Origin of the sequence: Methylobacterium fujisawaense, from assembly GCF_014138435.1 — a bacterium.
Classification (GTDB): Bacteria; Pseudomonadota; Alphaproteobacteria; order Rhizobiales; family Beijerinckiaceae; genus Methylobacterium; species Methylobacterium fujisawaense.
In genome coordinates this window covers 558440-572661 of the sequence record NZ_JACJIM010000005.1, presented here as the reverse complement: position 1 = coordinate 572661, position 14222 = coordinate 558440, and the positions used below count along the sequence as shown (strand labels likewise).

General features: G+C 67.7%; 16 protein-coding genes. 1 reads left to right on the top strand and 15 read right to left on the bottom strand.

What is annotated here, in order from left to right; all coding sequences use genetic code 11:
* Positions 1-16: 16 nt before the first annotated feature.
* From GGQ91_RS18480 to GGQ91_RS18465, 4 genes are all read right to left on the bottom strand, one after another.
* Positions 17-1210 (bottom strand): YbfB/YjiJ family MFS transporter, encoded by a 1194-nt coding sequence (locus GGQ91_RS18480; protein ID WP_210281328.1) that lies wholly within the window; start codon positions 1208-1210, stop codon positions 17-19.
* 19 nt (positions 1211-1229) lie between these two features.
* A complete protein-coding gene (locus tag GGQ91_RS18475; protein WP_182592566.1) occupies positions 1230-2384 on the bottom strand; it encodes an LLM class flavin-dependent oxidoreductase in 1155 nt (384 codons plus the stop codon).
* A gap of 29 nt (positions 2385-2413) precedes the next feature.
* Positions 2414-3802 (bottom strand): MFS transporter, encoded by a 1389-nt coding sequence (locus GGQ91_RS18470; RefSeq protein ID WP_081948734.1) that lies wholly within the window; start codon positions 3800-3802, stop codon positions 2414-2416.
* Positions 3803-3941: 139 nt separating this feature from the next.
* A complete protein-coding gene (locus GGQ91_RS18465) occupies positions 3942-4445 on the bottom strand; it encodes a flavin reductase family protein (protein ID WP_043346606.1) in 504 nt (167 codons plus the stop codon).
* A gap of 339 nt (positions 4446-4784) precedes the next feature.
* Between GGQ91_RS18465 and GGQ91_RS18460 the strand changes: the two genes are divergently transcribed.
* Entirely contained in the window at positions 4785-5678 is an 894-nt protein-coding gene (locus GGQ91_RS18460; protein WP_182592565.1) for a LysR substrate-binding domain-containing protein, read from the top strand.
* Positions 5679-6116: 438 nt separating this feature from the next.
* Here the strand turns inward: GGQ91_RS18460 and GGQ91_RS18455 are convergent, their stop codons facing one another.
* From GGQ91_RS18455 to GGQ91_RS18405, 11 genes are all read right to left on the bottom strand, one after another.
* On the bottom strand, positions 6117-6272 hold the full coding sequence (locus GGQ91_RS18455) for a hypothetical protein (RefSeq protein WP_164706323.1): 156 nt from the start codon (positions 6270-6272) through the stop codon (positions 6117-6119).
* 602 nt (positions 6273-6874) lie between these two features.
* The gene (locus GGQ91_RS18450) at positions 6875-7111 is read right to left on the bottom strand and encodes a hypothetical protein (protein ID WP_051044647.1); all 237 of its coding nucleotides are present in this window, start codon (positions 7109-7111) and stop codon (positions 6875-6877) included.
* Positions 7112-7687: 576 nt separating this feature from the next.
* Positions 7688-7885, bottom strand: a complete 198-nt coding sequence (locus GGQ91_RS18445; protein ID WP_043346614.1) for a hypothetical protein — start codon at positions 7883-7885, stop codon at positions 7688-7690.
* Positions 7886-7926: 41 nt separating this feature from the next.
* Complete coding sequence (locus tag GGQ91_RS18440) at positions 7927-8289, bottom strand: DUF6481 family protein (protein ID WP_043755289.1); 363 nt, start codon at positions 8287-8289, stop codon at positions 7927-7929.
* A gap of 105 nt (positions 8290-8394) precedes the next feature.
* Complete coding sequence (locus GGQ91_RS18435; protein WP_043346616.1) at positions 8395-8604, bottom strand: cold-shock protein; 210 nt, start codon at positions 8602-8604, stop codon at positions 8395-8397.
* 333 nt (positions 8605-8937) lie between these two features.
* On the bottom strand, positions 8938-9306 hold the full coding sequence (locus GGQ91_RS18430) for a hypothetical protein (protein ID WP_043346618.1): 369 nt from the start codon (positions 9304-9306) through the stop codon (positions 8938-8940).
* A gap of 167 nt (positions 9307-9473) precedes the next feature.
* Complete coding sequence (locus tag GGQ91_RS18425; RefSeq protein WP_236952835.1) at positions 9474-9716, bottom strand: hypothetical protein; 243 nt, start codon at positions 9714-9716, stop codon at positions 9474-9476.
* Positions 9717-10320: 604 nt separating this feature from the next.
* Entirely contained in the window at positions 10321-10557 is a 237-nt protein-coding gene (locus GGQ91_RS18420; protein ID WP_043346619.1) for a DUF6894 family protein, read from the bottom strand.
* Between the two features lie 146 nt (positions 10558-10703).
* A complete protein-coding gene (locus GGQ91_RS18415; RefSeq protein WP_182592564.1) occupies positions 10704-12059 on the bottom strand; it encodes a sigma 54-interacting transcriptional regulator in 1356 nt (451 codons plus the stop codon).
* Positions 12056-13939 carry an ATP-binding protein gene (locus GGQ91_RS18410; protein ID WP_210281327.1) on the bottom strand — a complete coding sequence of 628 codons (1884 nt, stop codon included), beginning with the start codon at positions 13937-13939 and terminating at the stop codon, positions 12056-12058. The genes GGQ91_RS18415 and GGQ91_RS18410 overlap by 4 nt, the downstream gene beginning before the upstream one ends.
* Complete coding sequence (locus GGQ91_RS18405; RefSeq protein WP_182592563.1) at positions 13936-14205, bottom strand: hypothetical protein; 270 nt, start codon at positions 14203-14205, stop codon at positions 13936-13938. The genes GGQ91_RS18410 and GGQ91_RS18405 overlap by 4 nt, the downstream gene beginning before the upstream one ends.
* Positions 14206-14222: the final 17 nt, after the last annotated feature.

Here is a 14222-nt window from a genome sequence, read left to right as displayed (position 1 = left end):
TGGGCACCGTCGGCCTTCAGGCCGCCGCGTCGGCGCCCGGCAACGACAGGACCAGGGCCGCGGCGATCAGGAGCACGGCCGCCGCGGCGAGGGACGGCACGGTGAAGCTTCCGGTCGCATCGGCCAAGACGCCCGCCGCCATGGGACCGATGACCTGCCCGGTTCCGAATGCCGCCATCATCACTGCGACGATCCGCTGACGATTTCCGGCATGCAGCCGCCGCGCCCCGTCGATGCCGAGCGACGTCAGGGCCACGAACGTCCCGCCAAGGGCGACGGCCGCGTAGAGGATGGCCGGCACATGGGCCGCCAGGACGCTGGCCATCACACCCGACGCCTCGACGAGGCACGCGAGGGCGAAGCTGGTCCGAAAGCCCAAGCGCCGCTCGACCCAGCCCCAGATCGCGACGGACGGCGCCGCGGCGAGACCGACGCACAGCCAGACATAGGCCTCGGCCGTCGCGAGTTGCGGCAACGTCCGGACGATCGCGACCAGGAAGGTGGCGGTGATCACGTAACCGAAGCCGAACAGACCGTAGGCGATCACGAGCCGGGCGATCGACGCGGAGGTCGCGGTCCCCGCCTGCGCCCGGGAGGCGGCCGGGGCGGATCCCTGGAGCAGCCAGAGGATCGGTCCCGCGAGCCCCAGGGCCAGCACGCCGCTGATTATCCAGAGACCACGCCACTCACATCCGGCCTCCTGCGCGATGGACACGACCGCCGCGGACAGCGCGATCCCGCTCCCGACACCGGCGTAATGGAGCGCGGCCAGATCGGAGCGCCCGGTCCGCGTCAGCCGGTCCATGACCAGGGCCGTGGCGAGGACGAAGCCGAGGGCGCTCGCCGCGCCGCCGACGAAGCGCAGGGCGACGAAGGCGGCGAGCGTCGAACACGCGCTCATGGCGACGAGTGTGGCGACGCAGGTCCCCAGGGCGCTGGCGAGCCAGAGCCTGCGTGCCCGGAGCAGAAGCGGGTGCGCCGAGGCCAGGGCGCCGGCGAGGTAGCCGGCGAAGTTGGCGGAGCCGATCAGGCCCGTTTCTGCCCGGGTGAGGCCGAGCCCGTCCGCCATGGCGGGCAGGATCGGCGTGTAGACGAAGCGACCAATGCCGATCGCGACGGCGAGCGCGAGGAAGCCGGCGGCAAGGGCCGGGAACGGCAGCCGGCCTCCTGCCTCCCCCGCGGCCGGGACAGGCGCAGCGGCGCCGCTCACCGGCACCGACCGCCGCAGTTCATGTCCGCAGACCCGCCTGCTTCATCATCGGGATGACCGCCTCGCCGAAATAGGCGAGGTCCGGCAGGTAGTCGAAGAAGTTGACCTGGACGCCGTCGCAGCCGGCCGCCTGCAGCTTCACGAAGCCTTCGACGATCTGCTCGGGCGTGCCGACGAGGTGGACGTTTCCGCCGATCACCCACTGGGCGCGGCTGTGACCGCGCCAGGACTTGGTGTCCCCGCCCACGAAGGTCTGGACGAAGTTGTCGGCCGCGACGGGATCCTCATGCTCCAGGATGCGGCGGTAGGCCTCCTGCGCCTCCTTCTCGGTGGGGCGGCAGATCACGTGCGGGTTGATGATCGTCTTGACCTGCCGACCCAAGGAGGCGGCGAGGTCCTTGATCCGGGCGTTGACCGGCGGCAGGGTCTCGTAGGCCTTGGCGGGCTCGGCGCCGCCGGGGCTCGTGATGAAGATCAGGTCCGAGTGCTTGGCCGCGTAGGCCAGCCCGGCGCCGGACGAGGCCGCGTTGACCAGGAAGGGCCGGCGGGCCCCCGGACGCGGCGCCAGGAAGGCGTTCTCGGTCTTCCACCAGCGCCCCGCGAAGGTCAGGTTCTCGTCTTCGGCCCAGAGGCGCTCCAGGAGCGTCGTGAACTCATCGGCCATGTCGTAGCGCAGGTCGTGCTCGATCATGTCGAGGCCGAACATCTGGTACTCGCTCGGCTTGTAGCCCGTGACGACGTTCACGCCCCAGCGGCCGCCGCTGATGTGATCGAGGGCGGCCCCGAACTTGGCGAGATGCAGGGGGTGCCACGCGTAGAGGATGTGCACCGTGTTGATGAGGACGATCCGCTTCGTCATCGCCGCCAGAGCGGTGTTGACGATGATCGGATCAAGCTCGTGCTCGCGGAAATGCATCTCGCCGCCGTAGCCGCCCTTGCCCATCCATTGGGCGAGGCCGAAGGCGAGGTCGAAGCCGAGATCCTCGGCCTGCCGCGTACACTGGGCGAGGTAGTCGAAGGTCCAGGAAGTCGAGCGCGGGGCCCGCGACGGGCTCCAGGCGCCCTCCTGCATCGGCAGGAACAGCCCGAGGATGAGCTTGTTCGGCGCGAGGCGCTCCAGGGGCGAGACCGGCGCGTCGTGGGCGTGCGGCGTGAGGGGGTTCTGGGTGAGCATGCTCGTCACCTTCACGGGTCAGGCGGTGGTCAGGAGAGCGTGGGCTTGGCGCTGGACGCGACGAGGGGTTGGCCAGCGTCCGGATCGGGCGCGCGCGGCGCGACCGAGATGTAGTCCTCCTGCGAGCGGTCCTTGAGGAGCGCCGCCGAGATCAGGCTGATCGCCGCGATGATCGCGAGGTAGCAGCTGATCGCCGTGGAGGTGCCGTAGGTGTGCATCAGCCACGTCGCGATGATCGGCGCCGGGCCGCCCGAGGTGAGGGAGGCGAGCTGGTAGCCGATCGAGGCGCCGCTGTAGCGCACGTTCGGCGGGAAGCTCTCGGCGATGAAGGCGGCCTGCGGCCCGTACTGCATGTCGTGGACGACGAGAGAGGCGACCACCGTCAGGGCGATCACGGCCGGGATCGCACTGTTGATCAACCAGTAATAGGGGAAGGCGAAGACCAGCATCGTGAAGGCGCCGATCAGGTACATCCGCTTCCGGCCGATGCGGTCGGACAGGTAGCCGAACAGCGGCGTCGTGATCAGCGAGGTTGCGGCGGCCGCCAGCACGCAGTTGAACAGGAACGACCGTTCGAGCTTCAGCACGCCGGTGCCGTAGGAGAGCAGGTAGGTGGTGAAGAGGACGAACGGCGCCTGCTGTCCGGTGCGGATCAGACAGGTGAGCAGGATGTCCTTCCAGTACAGCCGCACGGCGTCGAGGACCGGTGCCTTGGCGACCTGCTTCTTGGCCTTCATCTCCTCGAAGACCGGGGTCTCCAGCACGCCCAGGCGGATGTAGAGGCCGACGGCGATCAGGACGGCGCTCAGCAGGAAGGGGATGCGCCAGCCGATCGTCTCGAACCACTCGGGCGAGCCGGCATGGGTGACGACGGTGAGGACGAGGACGGCCAGCAGCATGCCCAGCGGCGAGCCGAATTGCGGCCAGCTCCCGGCCAGGCCGCGCCGCTTGTTGAACTGCCCCCACTCGGTCGCGACCGCGATGGCCCCGCCCCACTCACCGCCGACCCCGACGCCCTGCAGGATCCGCAGGGTGGTCAGGGCGACGGCGCCCCAGATGCCGATCGAGTCGTAGGTCGGGATCAGGCCGATGAGGACGGTGCTCACCCCCATCAGCATCAGCGTGACCACGAGCGTGGCCTTGCGGCCGATCCGGTCGCCGAAATGTCCGAAGATCGCCGCCCCGAAGGGACGGGCCACGAAGCCGAGAAAGAAGGTCGAGAAGGAGAGGAGCGTCGCGGCGAACGGGTCATGCGACGGGAAGTAGAGCTTCCCGAAGACGAGCGCGGCGACGAGACCGTAGAGGTAGAAGTCGTACCACTCGATCATGGTGCCGATCGTGGCGGCGATCACGGCGCGACGCGCGTGCTTCGCCTGACCCGGATCCAATCCGGGCCGGCTGTCTTCTGCAGAGGCCATCGTTTCCACCCTCGTGTTGGCGTCTTGAGCGATTGCGCTCTCTTTTTCTTGGTGCAGATCCTTTTGGGGCCACACTGCTCTCCGGCCGGTTCCCGTTGGCGTCACGGGCCGGCTGCGTCGGGAGAGGATCGGGTCGCCGTCAGGCGTAGTGCAGGGCCATGTCCTCCAGACGGCAGAAGCGACCCTCGTGGTAGAGGAGCGGAGACTTGCTCGCGACCGCACAGGTCACGATGCGCCCGATGAAGATCGTATGCGTGCCGAAATCCGTCTCCTGCACGACGGCGCATTCGAGCGTCGCGTCGGCGTCGCGGATCAGGGGACAGCCGGTCTGGCCGATCCGATGGTCGATGTCGGCGAACGGATCCGGCTTCTTGGCGGCGAAGTGCCCCGCCAGCTCCTCCTGATCGCTCGACAGCACGTTGACGGCGAAGGTGCCGGATCGACTGATCACCGGATGCGAGCGATTGGACTTGTTGACGATGACGAGCAGGCTCGGCGGATCGGCCGAGACGCTGCAGACGGCGGTAGCGGTCATGCCGTTCATCACAGCCCCGTCGGCGGAGGTGATGACGTTCACGGAGGCCGCGAACCGCCGCATCACCGACTTGAACTGATCTCCCGATATGCTCTGGGACGGGATCATCACAACACATCCTTCCTGCGGTCACGGCGCGCGCAGCATTCGGCCGGTCCCGCAATCCACGCGACAGGCCGGGCAAGCGGTGGAGCGGTTGCTCTGACCGGCGATCATCTCGACGAACGACACGATAGCGCTGGCAGCACACGAAAAAAGCGAATTATTCCGCAGGCAAACGTTCGAAAATGTCGAACCGTCGTGTCATCGTTGACGCCCGATCGATGTTTTGCAGGACTGGGATCAGGTTGCTAGGCCTGATCCGGCCCGTCCCGCGCGCCTCCAGATTGGCGGGCTCTCTCCCCGTAGATCCCGAAGAGACTACACGGTCATCAAGGCTGCTCGGTCGTGAACATCAAACAGCTCGAGACCTTCCTCGAGATCGCGCGGTGCGGAAGCTTTACGGCCGCCGCGGACCGTCTGAACGCGACGCCGTCGACGATCTCGGCCCGGATCCAGGACCTGGAGCTGGATCTTGGCGTCTCCCTCTTCGACCGCTCGCAGCGGCGGGTCCGGCTGACCGCCAAAGGCCGGGAACTGCAGGTCTATGCCGAGCGCGCCATCGCAGCCTGCGCTGAAATTCGGACGCGGGTCGGCAGCGGCGACGCCCTGTCCGGCCTCGTCCGGCTCGGCGTCGCCGAACTGGTCGCGGTGACGTGGCTCCCGCATTTCGTGGACCTCATCCATCGATCCTATCCGCGCCTGACCCTGGAATTGCAGGTCGCCCTGACGGCCGACCTCCAGACCCTGATGGCGAATGGCGAGATCGACATGGCGCTGATGCCGGGCACGCGCTTCGACCCGCACCTCGCCACGCGCTCCCTCGGACAGGTGCGCTTCGCTTGGATGGCGGGCTGCGGCCTCGATCTTCCGAACCGCAGAATCGAGCCTGCGGACTTCCGGGCGATCCGCATCCTGTCGCTCGGCAAGAACAGCTTCCATCATCGAACCGTGGAGCATTGGCTCAACGAACGGGGCGACGCGCCGCGCGTCGTCGATCTCTGCAACAGCATGGGCGCCGTCGCCTCCCTGACGCAGGCCGGCGTGGGCGTCAGCCTTCTCCCGATCCAATGCTACCGGGCGGAGATCGCATCCGGTGCCCTGCGGGTTTTGGAGACCTGCCCGGAGGGGCCGCTGGTAGAATTCTTCGCCGTCTACGCGGCGGACGCGACCACGACCATTCCGCGCCTGCTCACCGACCTTGCGGCGGCGTCGAGCACGTTCGAGGACGCTCTTGGCTAAATGCGTAGCTTCAAGAGATTGTCCGTCCGGCCTGACCCGAGGAGGCTGAAGCTGCGAGGCCTCAGCGGTTCGATGAGCCCGGATGAAAAGCCCTCGGAATGCGCGTCGGGGCCGTCGGTCGGTCGCCTGGAGGGGCGCGGCGCTGAACGTGTCCGCGCCGAGCGGGCGACCCGGCGCGGACCCATTGCATGCGGGACGAGGCGCAGGTGGACGTCTTCGATGATATCGGGCCCGTCTACGACGCAACGCGGCGTCGTAGACGCTCGGCGAGCCTGGCCCGGTCGAGCTGGAGAACCGAGCTCGCTTCGATTAGACTTGCCTGCACCAGTCCAGCAGCAGGACAATCACCGATTTCGTCGGCGTCATGCCCAGATCAGGATCCCCGACGCGCCGCAAGTTCATAGCGGCCCGTCTGCAATTATCCCGGGGCGCTCGGTCTCAGCTCTTTGTGAACGGATTGTTCGACTTGTAGTTTTTGCCCTTCGGCTCGGCCTTTCGCGGGTCGGGCTTGTCGGCGAAAAGACGCTTGACGCGCTCGTTGAAGTCCTCGGGCGTAACAGCCTGCGCTTTGCCGGTCGTAAATTCGCGTGCCATCTCGGCCTCCGCTTCGTCGCCCAGGGCACGGGATTGCGCGGAGGGATGCCGAAGCTATGCGCCGTCCGAAGCCAAAACGCCACTCCCAACGCAGGGTGTCGACGGTGGGACGACTATCGGAGGGCGGCTGAGCGCGGGTTTCGCCAGTTCGGAGATCCGCGGCGGCTGCGTTGCACATCCGGAACGCGCATCAAAAGGGCCCCGTGTCCGATTTTCGCGCGGACGGTCATCGCCGCTCTGCGATGAGGGGCGTTAGGCTCCCGGGACGACCGGCCTGCCCGTAAAGGTGCGCGAAGGCGCCGGACTCCTCACCCGCCGCCAAGCCGCGATCGCGCTGCGTCTGTCTTCGAAGGTCGACCGCAGGCGTGTTCCAGGCGCGCCCTGACGGTCCTCCCCGAAGCCGTGGAGCAGCACCGCGTCGGGACCGAAGATCCGATGCATCTCGGCACGCCAGAGACGGTCGGTGACCGCAAGCACGCGCTCGGTTTCTACCAAGCGGTCGATTTCCTTGGCGGAGGTTCCCCGTTCACTGCCTGTCGCCGCACCGCCGGGCTGGCGACACGAGATCCCGCTCGACGACCGGGGCAGCCCTGGAAGACGCGTCAGAGTGCTCTTGCGAGACCCGCCTCCAGGTTGAGGGCGCTGGCCGTCTGTTGAGCGAGGCGGACGCCCGTTGGCTCGACCACCGCATCCGCTTTCACGGCCTGGCGCACGACCGCAAGCGCCTCGTCTTCGGAGGTCGTGATCACGGCGTAGAACATCACCAAGGAACCGGATAGTTCCGCCTCGTCGGGGCGCGTCACCTTGAGGATATAGGCGGTCTGATTGGGCTCGATCATGGCCGCCTCGGGGGAATGGGCGCCGGCCGGGGGCATGAAACATCCTCTTGTCTGAACATGTCGGGTTCGCAGCAGCGATCGATGATGGTTTGGCTCCGGGACCCGGTTCCCGCGCGGGAACACTCGCCGTGAGCCGACGGGCAGCCGAAGGCCGAGCGAGAGGATGCGCGCCTGTGCATCGCAAACTCCATCGCTCGTGCCGTCGCGACGGATGATCGGTACGGGCATGGCAGAGCATCCGAGATGCCCTGCTCGAAACAATCGTCGCAGCTTTGCCGATCTTTGGAAGAAACGAGATCGGACGCCGTAGCTCTGCTCGCAGCAGATCGCGCGGCGCTCCGATGATCGCACCGTGTGGCCGCCAATCTCCCTCGGCTTGCGCCGCGGCAGGCGAGGCCGGGACGGATCATCGTCCCTGTCGGTCCTGAGAGTGGCGCTCGGCTCGCCGCGTCGATCGCGGCCACAGCCGCGGCGGCTTCAGCAGCGTTCCCTCAGGGCGTTCTTCTCTGGCCCGATCGCCCCCCGCAGCGTTGCCGGACGCAACGGCCGTGCGGAAGCCCGGTCGGGCCGGATGGATCAAGAGGCCGGAACGAGTTCGCCTTCCCGTGCCGCGCGCTCACCGCCGTCGGACCGGATCCGGTAGGTGGGTTCGCCGGAGCGGTCATCCGGTGTCAGGCGGACCACTTCGAACAGGCCGTCGACGATACCCTTGTTGCCCGTATAGCTGGTCCCCAGCTGTCGCACGTGCTGGCCGATCTTGAACTTGTGAGACATGTTTCGTCCTCCAAAGAAGCGCTGAGCGGGGAGCGACCGGCTTACCGGCGGGCTCTGGCCTTGCGAGCGGCGAAGCGCGCGTCGCGGGCGGCCTTCTGCTCAGCGGCGCGGGCCGTCTGCAAAGCCGCTGCCTCGGCGACCAACCGAATCCGGTCGGCTTCGGCCTGCGCGCTGGCAGCGAGACTCTCAGCCTCGCGTGCGGCTTCGTCGGCGAGGCGGGCGACCACACGCTCGGTGTTGCGTGCGGTCCGCGCCGCGACCACAGCCTGGCGGGCTGCCTGCCGGGCGCGAAGGGCCGGATCGTCGGCTGACGGGCGGGCCCGGAACCGGGCCAGGGTGTCCTGTCGCGACTTGGCGATCGCCGCCAGATGGTCAACAAGCTGACTTGCTTTGTATGGTCCCACGAATATTCCTTGTGCGCGCCAGAGCTAAGCTTTGGCTGCGAAATACAGATGAAGCCGCCCCCGGGGGAACGGCTTCGAGACGCGTCTTGGAAGACGGAGTGTGGCTCAGACGGCCTGAAGGCTGCCGGCGGACTGCTTGCCGCTGCGGCGATCGGTTTCCATTTCGTAGGAGACCTTCTGGCCTTCGGTCAGACCCTGCATGCCGGCACGCTCGACGGCGGAGATGTGCACGAACACGTCCTTGCCGCCGTCATCCGGCTGGATGAAGCCGAAGCCCTTGGTGTCGTTGAACCACTTAACGGTGCCGATGCTCATAGATATTCCATATCGTTATAGGTAGTTAAATAGGTCGAGCGCACGCCATGCACGCGCTCGGTCGCGAATTTTCGAAAATGGGAGAGATGCAGAGCGCTCGCCCTGTTGAGGCGATGCGGCCGAATATCTGGCCAAAAGTCGATTTATCATCTGTACGGCATCGGAGAGATAATCACAAGCACTAAGTCAAAATGCAGGATGTTTGACACGCGGCGCAGAAGATTTTGGCGGTGCAAATCAGCGGCGCGAAGCTAGGCGGCGGTTTCCATACCGACCGCGCCATGAATTCCCAATCCGGGTCCCCGGTTACCCGAACGAAGCTGCACGCTGCCTTCAGATCCTCACACTCGCCGCCCCAGCGGCCGCGGCTTGTTCCACGGAAGCACCGCCGCGCAGGGCCATGGCGATGGCCGTCGATATGGTGTCGATCGCCAGCGCGCGATCCTGACCATAATCGTAAGAGCTGTTTCTGTCGGAACTCAGCCTGGCATAGTAGCTGTCCGGAAAGCGCTCATCGATCCGCAGCTTGAGCATTCGCGTTGCTGCATTGTAATCGCTTTCGAACTGTCGGGATTTCGTGGAATACCCGCCTTCGAAGGTGCCGGCTTCGCGCTCTTTGGACATCGTATTCGCCCTGCGACTTTGAGTTTCGCCAAGGAAAAGACCGATGATTTTGCTGGTCAACCAGCGCATGACGTGCATTCTGTCCTCCTGACTTAAGGGCCGTTGAGCGATGCTCGGTGCTGTCGCGCCGTCTAGCGGATCCGGGTATCCGGCTCGGTATCCGCCCTCCCCGGTTCGACGGGCGCTTGAAGAGCAGTCCTGAATGGCCGCGCATGCGACCGTCTGCGGATAGATCAGTGCCTGTTCTAGGCCGAAGCCATCGGTAAAAGGCTCTCGATGCGGAGCTTCAGCCGCGTCGCCCGGATCGCGTCCAGGGTGCGCCGATGCGCATCTGCGGCGATACCTTCGGCTTCGAGGTCCGTGAGCTGATCGATCAGCCACCCACGCTCCTGAAGACCAGGCAGCTGCGATGAACGTGCAACCATCCTGATCAATCTTTGCATCACCGGGCAAGGCGGTGCTGAGTACGGCTCGACCACGATTGTCATCTCCCGATTTCCGCCATCGTGTCAGCCACGACCGCGGGGCTCGGCGAGGCCCACAATCGACGGAGCCGCCCTGTTGACGGTCACCGGCGGCTCTTCCGCTTTCTTTGACTCGCTGGGCCCGCGGCTCGATTCGGTTGCCATGATCGCGCTCCGCGTCACGTTCGGAGGCAGGATAGGACCGGCTCCGGGATCTGTCGGACGGCCGGATGGCAAGCGGTCGAATCTCCGTTGGGCCGTCATGCGCGCCGTACCCGGTATAGGAACGGAGCGTCAGCACCCCACGCTCGGATGCAGGCCGATGCAGCCGATAGGCTTGGCGCACCTGATGAGAGCGGAACCGTCCTGAAACTGACGGGATGTTTGCCAAGCACGCCTGTCCATTGCAGGCGGGGGCGCAGGCCCTCCGTCACCGGCGCCTGGATCAGTCGATCCGATGATGGTCTCACTCTGCGCCTTCGAGCGCGATAAAGATAGTCCTCTGGCGTCGGGGCACCCGCCGCCCATGCAGCGGCCCTGCAGTCGCCTCTCCCTCGGCCCGGTCCGAATTACCGGTATTGCGTCGGGGCGCTTCTGACCGCGTACGCCCGCAGTGGCTGCCGCGGCGTCAGCCGACGGGGTCCGCGTCGAGCGATACGCGCAGGCGCATCCGCACCACCCCCATCTCGTCGCGGACAGCCGCCATGTAGTCCTGCCGGCCGGGCGCGTCGGAGAATCCCTGCGCGATACGTGTCATGATCTTCACAGCCTGAGACCGGGCGGCCTCAAGGCTCGGCAGGTCGTAGCCGTCTCTGTCGCGGACGATGTCGGTTCCGTCGTGCAGATCGATGAAATAACGCGGCATAGGCGGCTCGGCGAGGCTGATCCGTCCGCCACGCTAAGCCGTTTCCGCACTTGTCCGCTTACCCCTTTTCGGTAGCTTGCCCGGACCGCGGCGCCACACGCGTCGGTCGCGCCCTTCGGTCCGGGCAACAGGTCGAACGGGCGCCCCTAGCGAAAGTCGCCCGGCGTCAGGCCGTGACGCGCCATCTTGTCGTAAAGCGTCTTGCGGGGCAGTCCGAGCGCCTCGGCGGCCGCGCGGACATCGCCGCCGGCCATGATCAACTCGTCGCGGATCAACTGCCGCTCGAAACGATCCACCTGATCGGTGAGGCTGTCGGCCGCCGCCTCAGTGGCGGATTGCGGCACGGCTCCGAGCCCGAGGGCGCAACGCTCGGCGAAATGGCCGAGTTCGCGGACATTGCCCGGCCAGGGGTGACGGCGCAGATGATCGCGGATGGACGGCGTGACCGGCGGCACCGGCCGTCCGAACCGCTCGGCGGCGCGGCGCAGGAAGTGCTGGAAGAGCAGCATCACGTCCTCGCCCCGGTCACGCAGGGGCGGGATCGCGATCGTGATGACGTTGAGGCGGTGATAGAGGTCGTCCCGGAAGGTGCCCTGAGCGGCCGCCTGCCCGAGATCGACCTTCGTGGCAGCGACGACCCGCATGTCGACCGGCCGCACCTCGTTCGTGCCCAGCGGTTCCACGGTGCGCTCCTGAAGCACCCGAAGCAGCTTGACCTGCAGCGGCAGCGGCATGCTCTCGATCTCGTCGAGGAAGAGCGTTCCGCCCTGTGCGTGCTCGATCCGACCGATCCGGCGCTTCAGCGCCCCGGTGAAGGCCCCGGCCTCGTGGCCGAACAATTCGCTCTCGACGACGCTGTCCGGCAGCGCCCCGCAATTCATCGCCACGAGATTCCGCCCGGAGCGCCGGCTCCAGCGGTGCAGGGCGCTCGCCACCACCTCCTTGCCGGATCCCGTCTCACCGAAGACGAGCACATCGACATCGGCCTGCGCCACCTCGCGCACGAGGGCGCGCAGGTTCGCGATCTCCTGAGAGATCCCGAGGAACGCCGGATCCTCCTCGATCGCCGCGTCGAGCCGTGCCCGCAGCGCCCGGTTCTCCATCACGAGCCGCCGCCGCTCCAGCGCCCGGCGCACGGAGGCGACGAGCGCTTCCGCGGGATAGGGCTTGGCCAGGAAGTCGTAGGCGCCGCCCTGCATGGCGGCCACAGCCATGCGGATGTCGCCGTGGCCGGTGATCAGGATGACAGGCAGGTCCGGATCCACCCGGCGCAGGCGCGCCAGCAGGCCGACGCCGTCGAGTCCGGGCAGCCGCACGTCGGTGACCACCACGCCGGGAGGCGCGGCCAGGATCGCCGCCAGAGCCGCCTCTGCCGCGGCGAAGGCCTCGACGGCAAATCCCTCCAGTTCCAGGCTTTGGCAATTGGCCCGGCGAACCTCCGCCTCGTCGTCGATGAAGACGACGCGCTCGGTCGCCGCCTCCGCGTCCGCCGATCCGCTCACGGTGTTGCTCCCAAGGGCTTGTCCACGCCCGGACTCTTCTCCGTCGCCCGGAGCAGCTCCATCCGGAAGACCGTGCCGGCGTCCGCGCCGCCCGCCAGGATCAGGTTGCCGCCGCAATCCTCCACGATCCCGCGGGCGATGGCGAGACCCAGACCGAGGCCATCCGCCTTGGTCGTGAAGAACGCGTCGAAGACCTGGCTGCGTAGGGCGTCGGGAATGCCGGGCCCGGTATCGGCCACTTCGACCGCGATGCGCTCGCCACCGTCGGAGCGAAGGTGCAGGCCGACGCGGGCGTCCGGTCGGCCCGCCACCGCGTCGAGGGCGTTCTGGAGCAGATTGACCAGAACCTGCTCCAGCCGCGGACCGTCTCCGAGCACGCGCAGATCCGGGTCGGGCCGGTCTGCCGCGAGCGGGACGTCGAGGGCCGCCGCGCGCGCAGTCACGAGTTCCAAGGCGTTTGCCACCACGTCGCGCAGCGCCACCGGCTCGCGTCGCGGCGAGGCGCGGCGGGCGAAACCCTTGAGCTGCCGGGTGAGGCCCGCGATGCGGTCGGTGAGCCGGCCGATGGCGGCCGCATTCTCGGCCGCGTCGTCGGATCGCCCACGGCGGATGAGAATCGCGGTGTTGTCGGCGTAGGAGCGGATCGCCGCCAACGGCTGGTTGATCTCGTGCGCCATGCTGGCCGCGAACTGGCCCAGGGCCGCCAGCCGGCCGGCCTGCGCCAATTCGCGGCCGAGGCGCTCGCGTTCGGCCTCGCCGCGCTGTCGCTCCGCGATCTCGGCGCGCAACTGCGCGTTGGTCTCGCGCAGCGCGCGTGTCCGCGCCTCGACCCGGGTTTCAAGCTCCGCCCGGCGCGCAGCGGCCTCCGCCAGCCGGGTCCGCGTCCGGCGGCCGCGGTCGGCCACGGCGAAGAGCCCATACCCGACGAGCGCCGTGGCCAGCGCCGCGATGATCCAGGCCTGAAGCCGCTCGCGCTCGACGGCGGTGCCGACCGGTGTCAGCGTATGCAACCGCCAGTCCGTGCCGGGCACGGGGGCCTGCGACAGGATCGCGGTCCAGGCCGGCAGCGCACCCCGGGCAACGCGGACGGCGTCCGGCTTGCCGGCGATCGGATGCAGCGGCAGCCGCTTGAGGGACGCCGCCCCGAATTCCTGCCCCGCCTCGATCCGGGCACGCTCGGCGGCATCGATGGCGTCGAGGGTATCGAAGCGCCACCCGGGCTCGCTGGTGACGAGGACGATGCCCCGGGCATCGGTGACGAAGGTCACCTCGTGGGCCGCGCGCCACGCCGCCTCGACCGCGTCGAACTCCACCTTCACCACGACGACCCCGGCGCCAGTGCCGACGCGCCGCGCGAGGTACAGGCCGGGCCGGCTGCTGACCGTGCCGAGGGCGAATTGCGATCCGGCGCCGCCGGCCAGGGCCTGCTTGAAATAGGGACGGAAACCGTAATCCTGTCCAACGAAGCTGCGGTCGCTCCCGGCATTGCTGGCTGCGACCGTGAGCCCATCGGCGCCGATCACGTAGATGACCGCCGAGCCGGTGGCGGCTGCGATTTGTGCGAGCCGTTTGTCGACGCGATCCAGAAGGCCGCGGCCCGGATCCGGCCCGAGTGCGGCGACGACTTCGGGGTCGGTGGCGAGTGCAAGCGGCAGCGAGGCCTGCTTCTGCATCTCGGCCAGCAGCACGCCGACCTGAAGCCCGATGGCCGAGCGGGCGGCCCGCCGCAGATCCGACAGGGCCCAGCGTTCTGCGGTGCGGCCTGCGAGCCACGTCGCCGCCAGGACTGCGCAGAGCCCGAGAAGAATCGCGAGACCCCGCCGCGACGGCGTTCCGTCCGGCGTCCGGGCTCCGCTTTCGGGTGCCGCCGAGCGGATCAACGGGCTCCAACCCGTGCGGAAAGCCGGAACGCTTCGGCCCGAGGCGTGCGGAAATCCGCACGGGAACCGATCAGGCGGTCGCGCCACGGCCGTAAAAAACCGTTTCGTTTCAATAAAATGAAGAAATGCAACTCGCCGCCTTTCGGTGGCATGCCGGTTGCCATTCCCGCCACGTAACGCAGCCATGTCGTCAGTGAACGGCTGCCAGCCAAACGGCCAAGAGCAAGCGCGGACAGCGTCGGACCATTTCGACGCCAGCCGCCCAAACCGAAGCTATCGACAG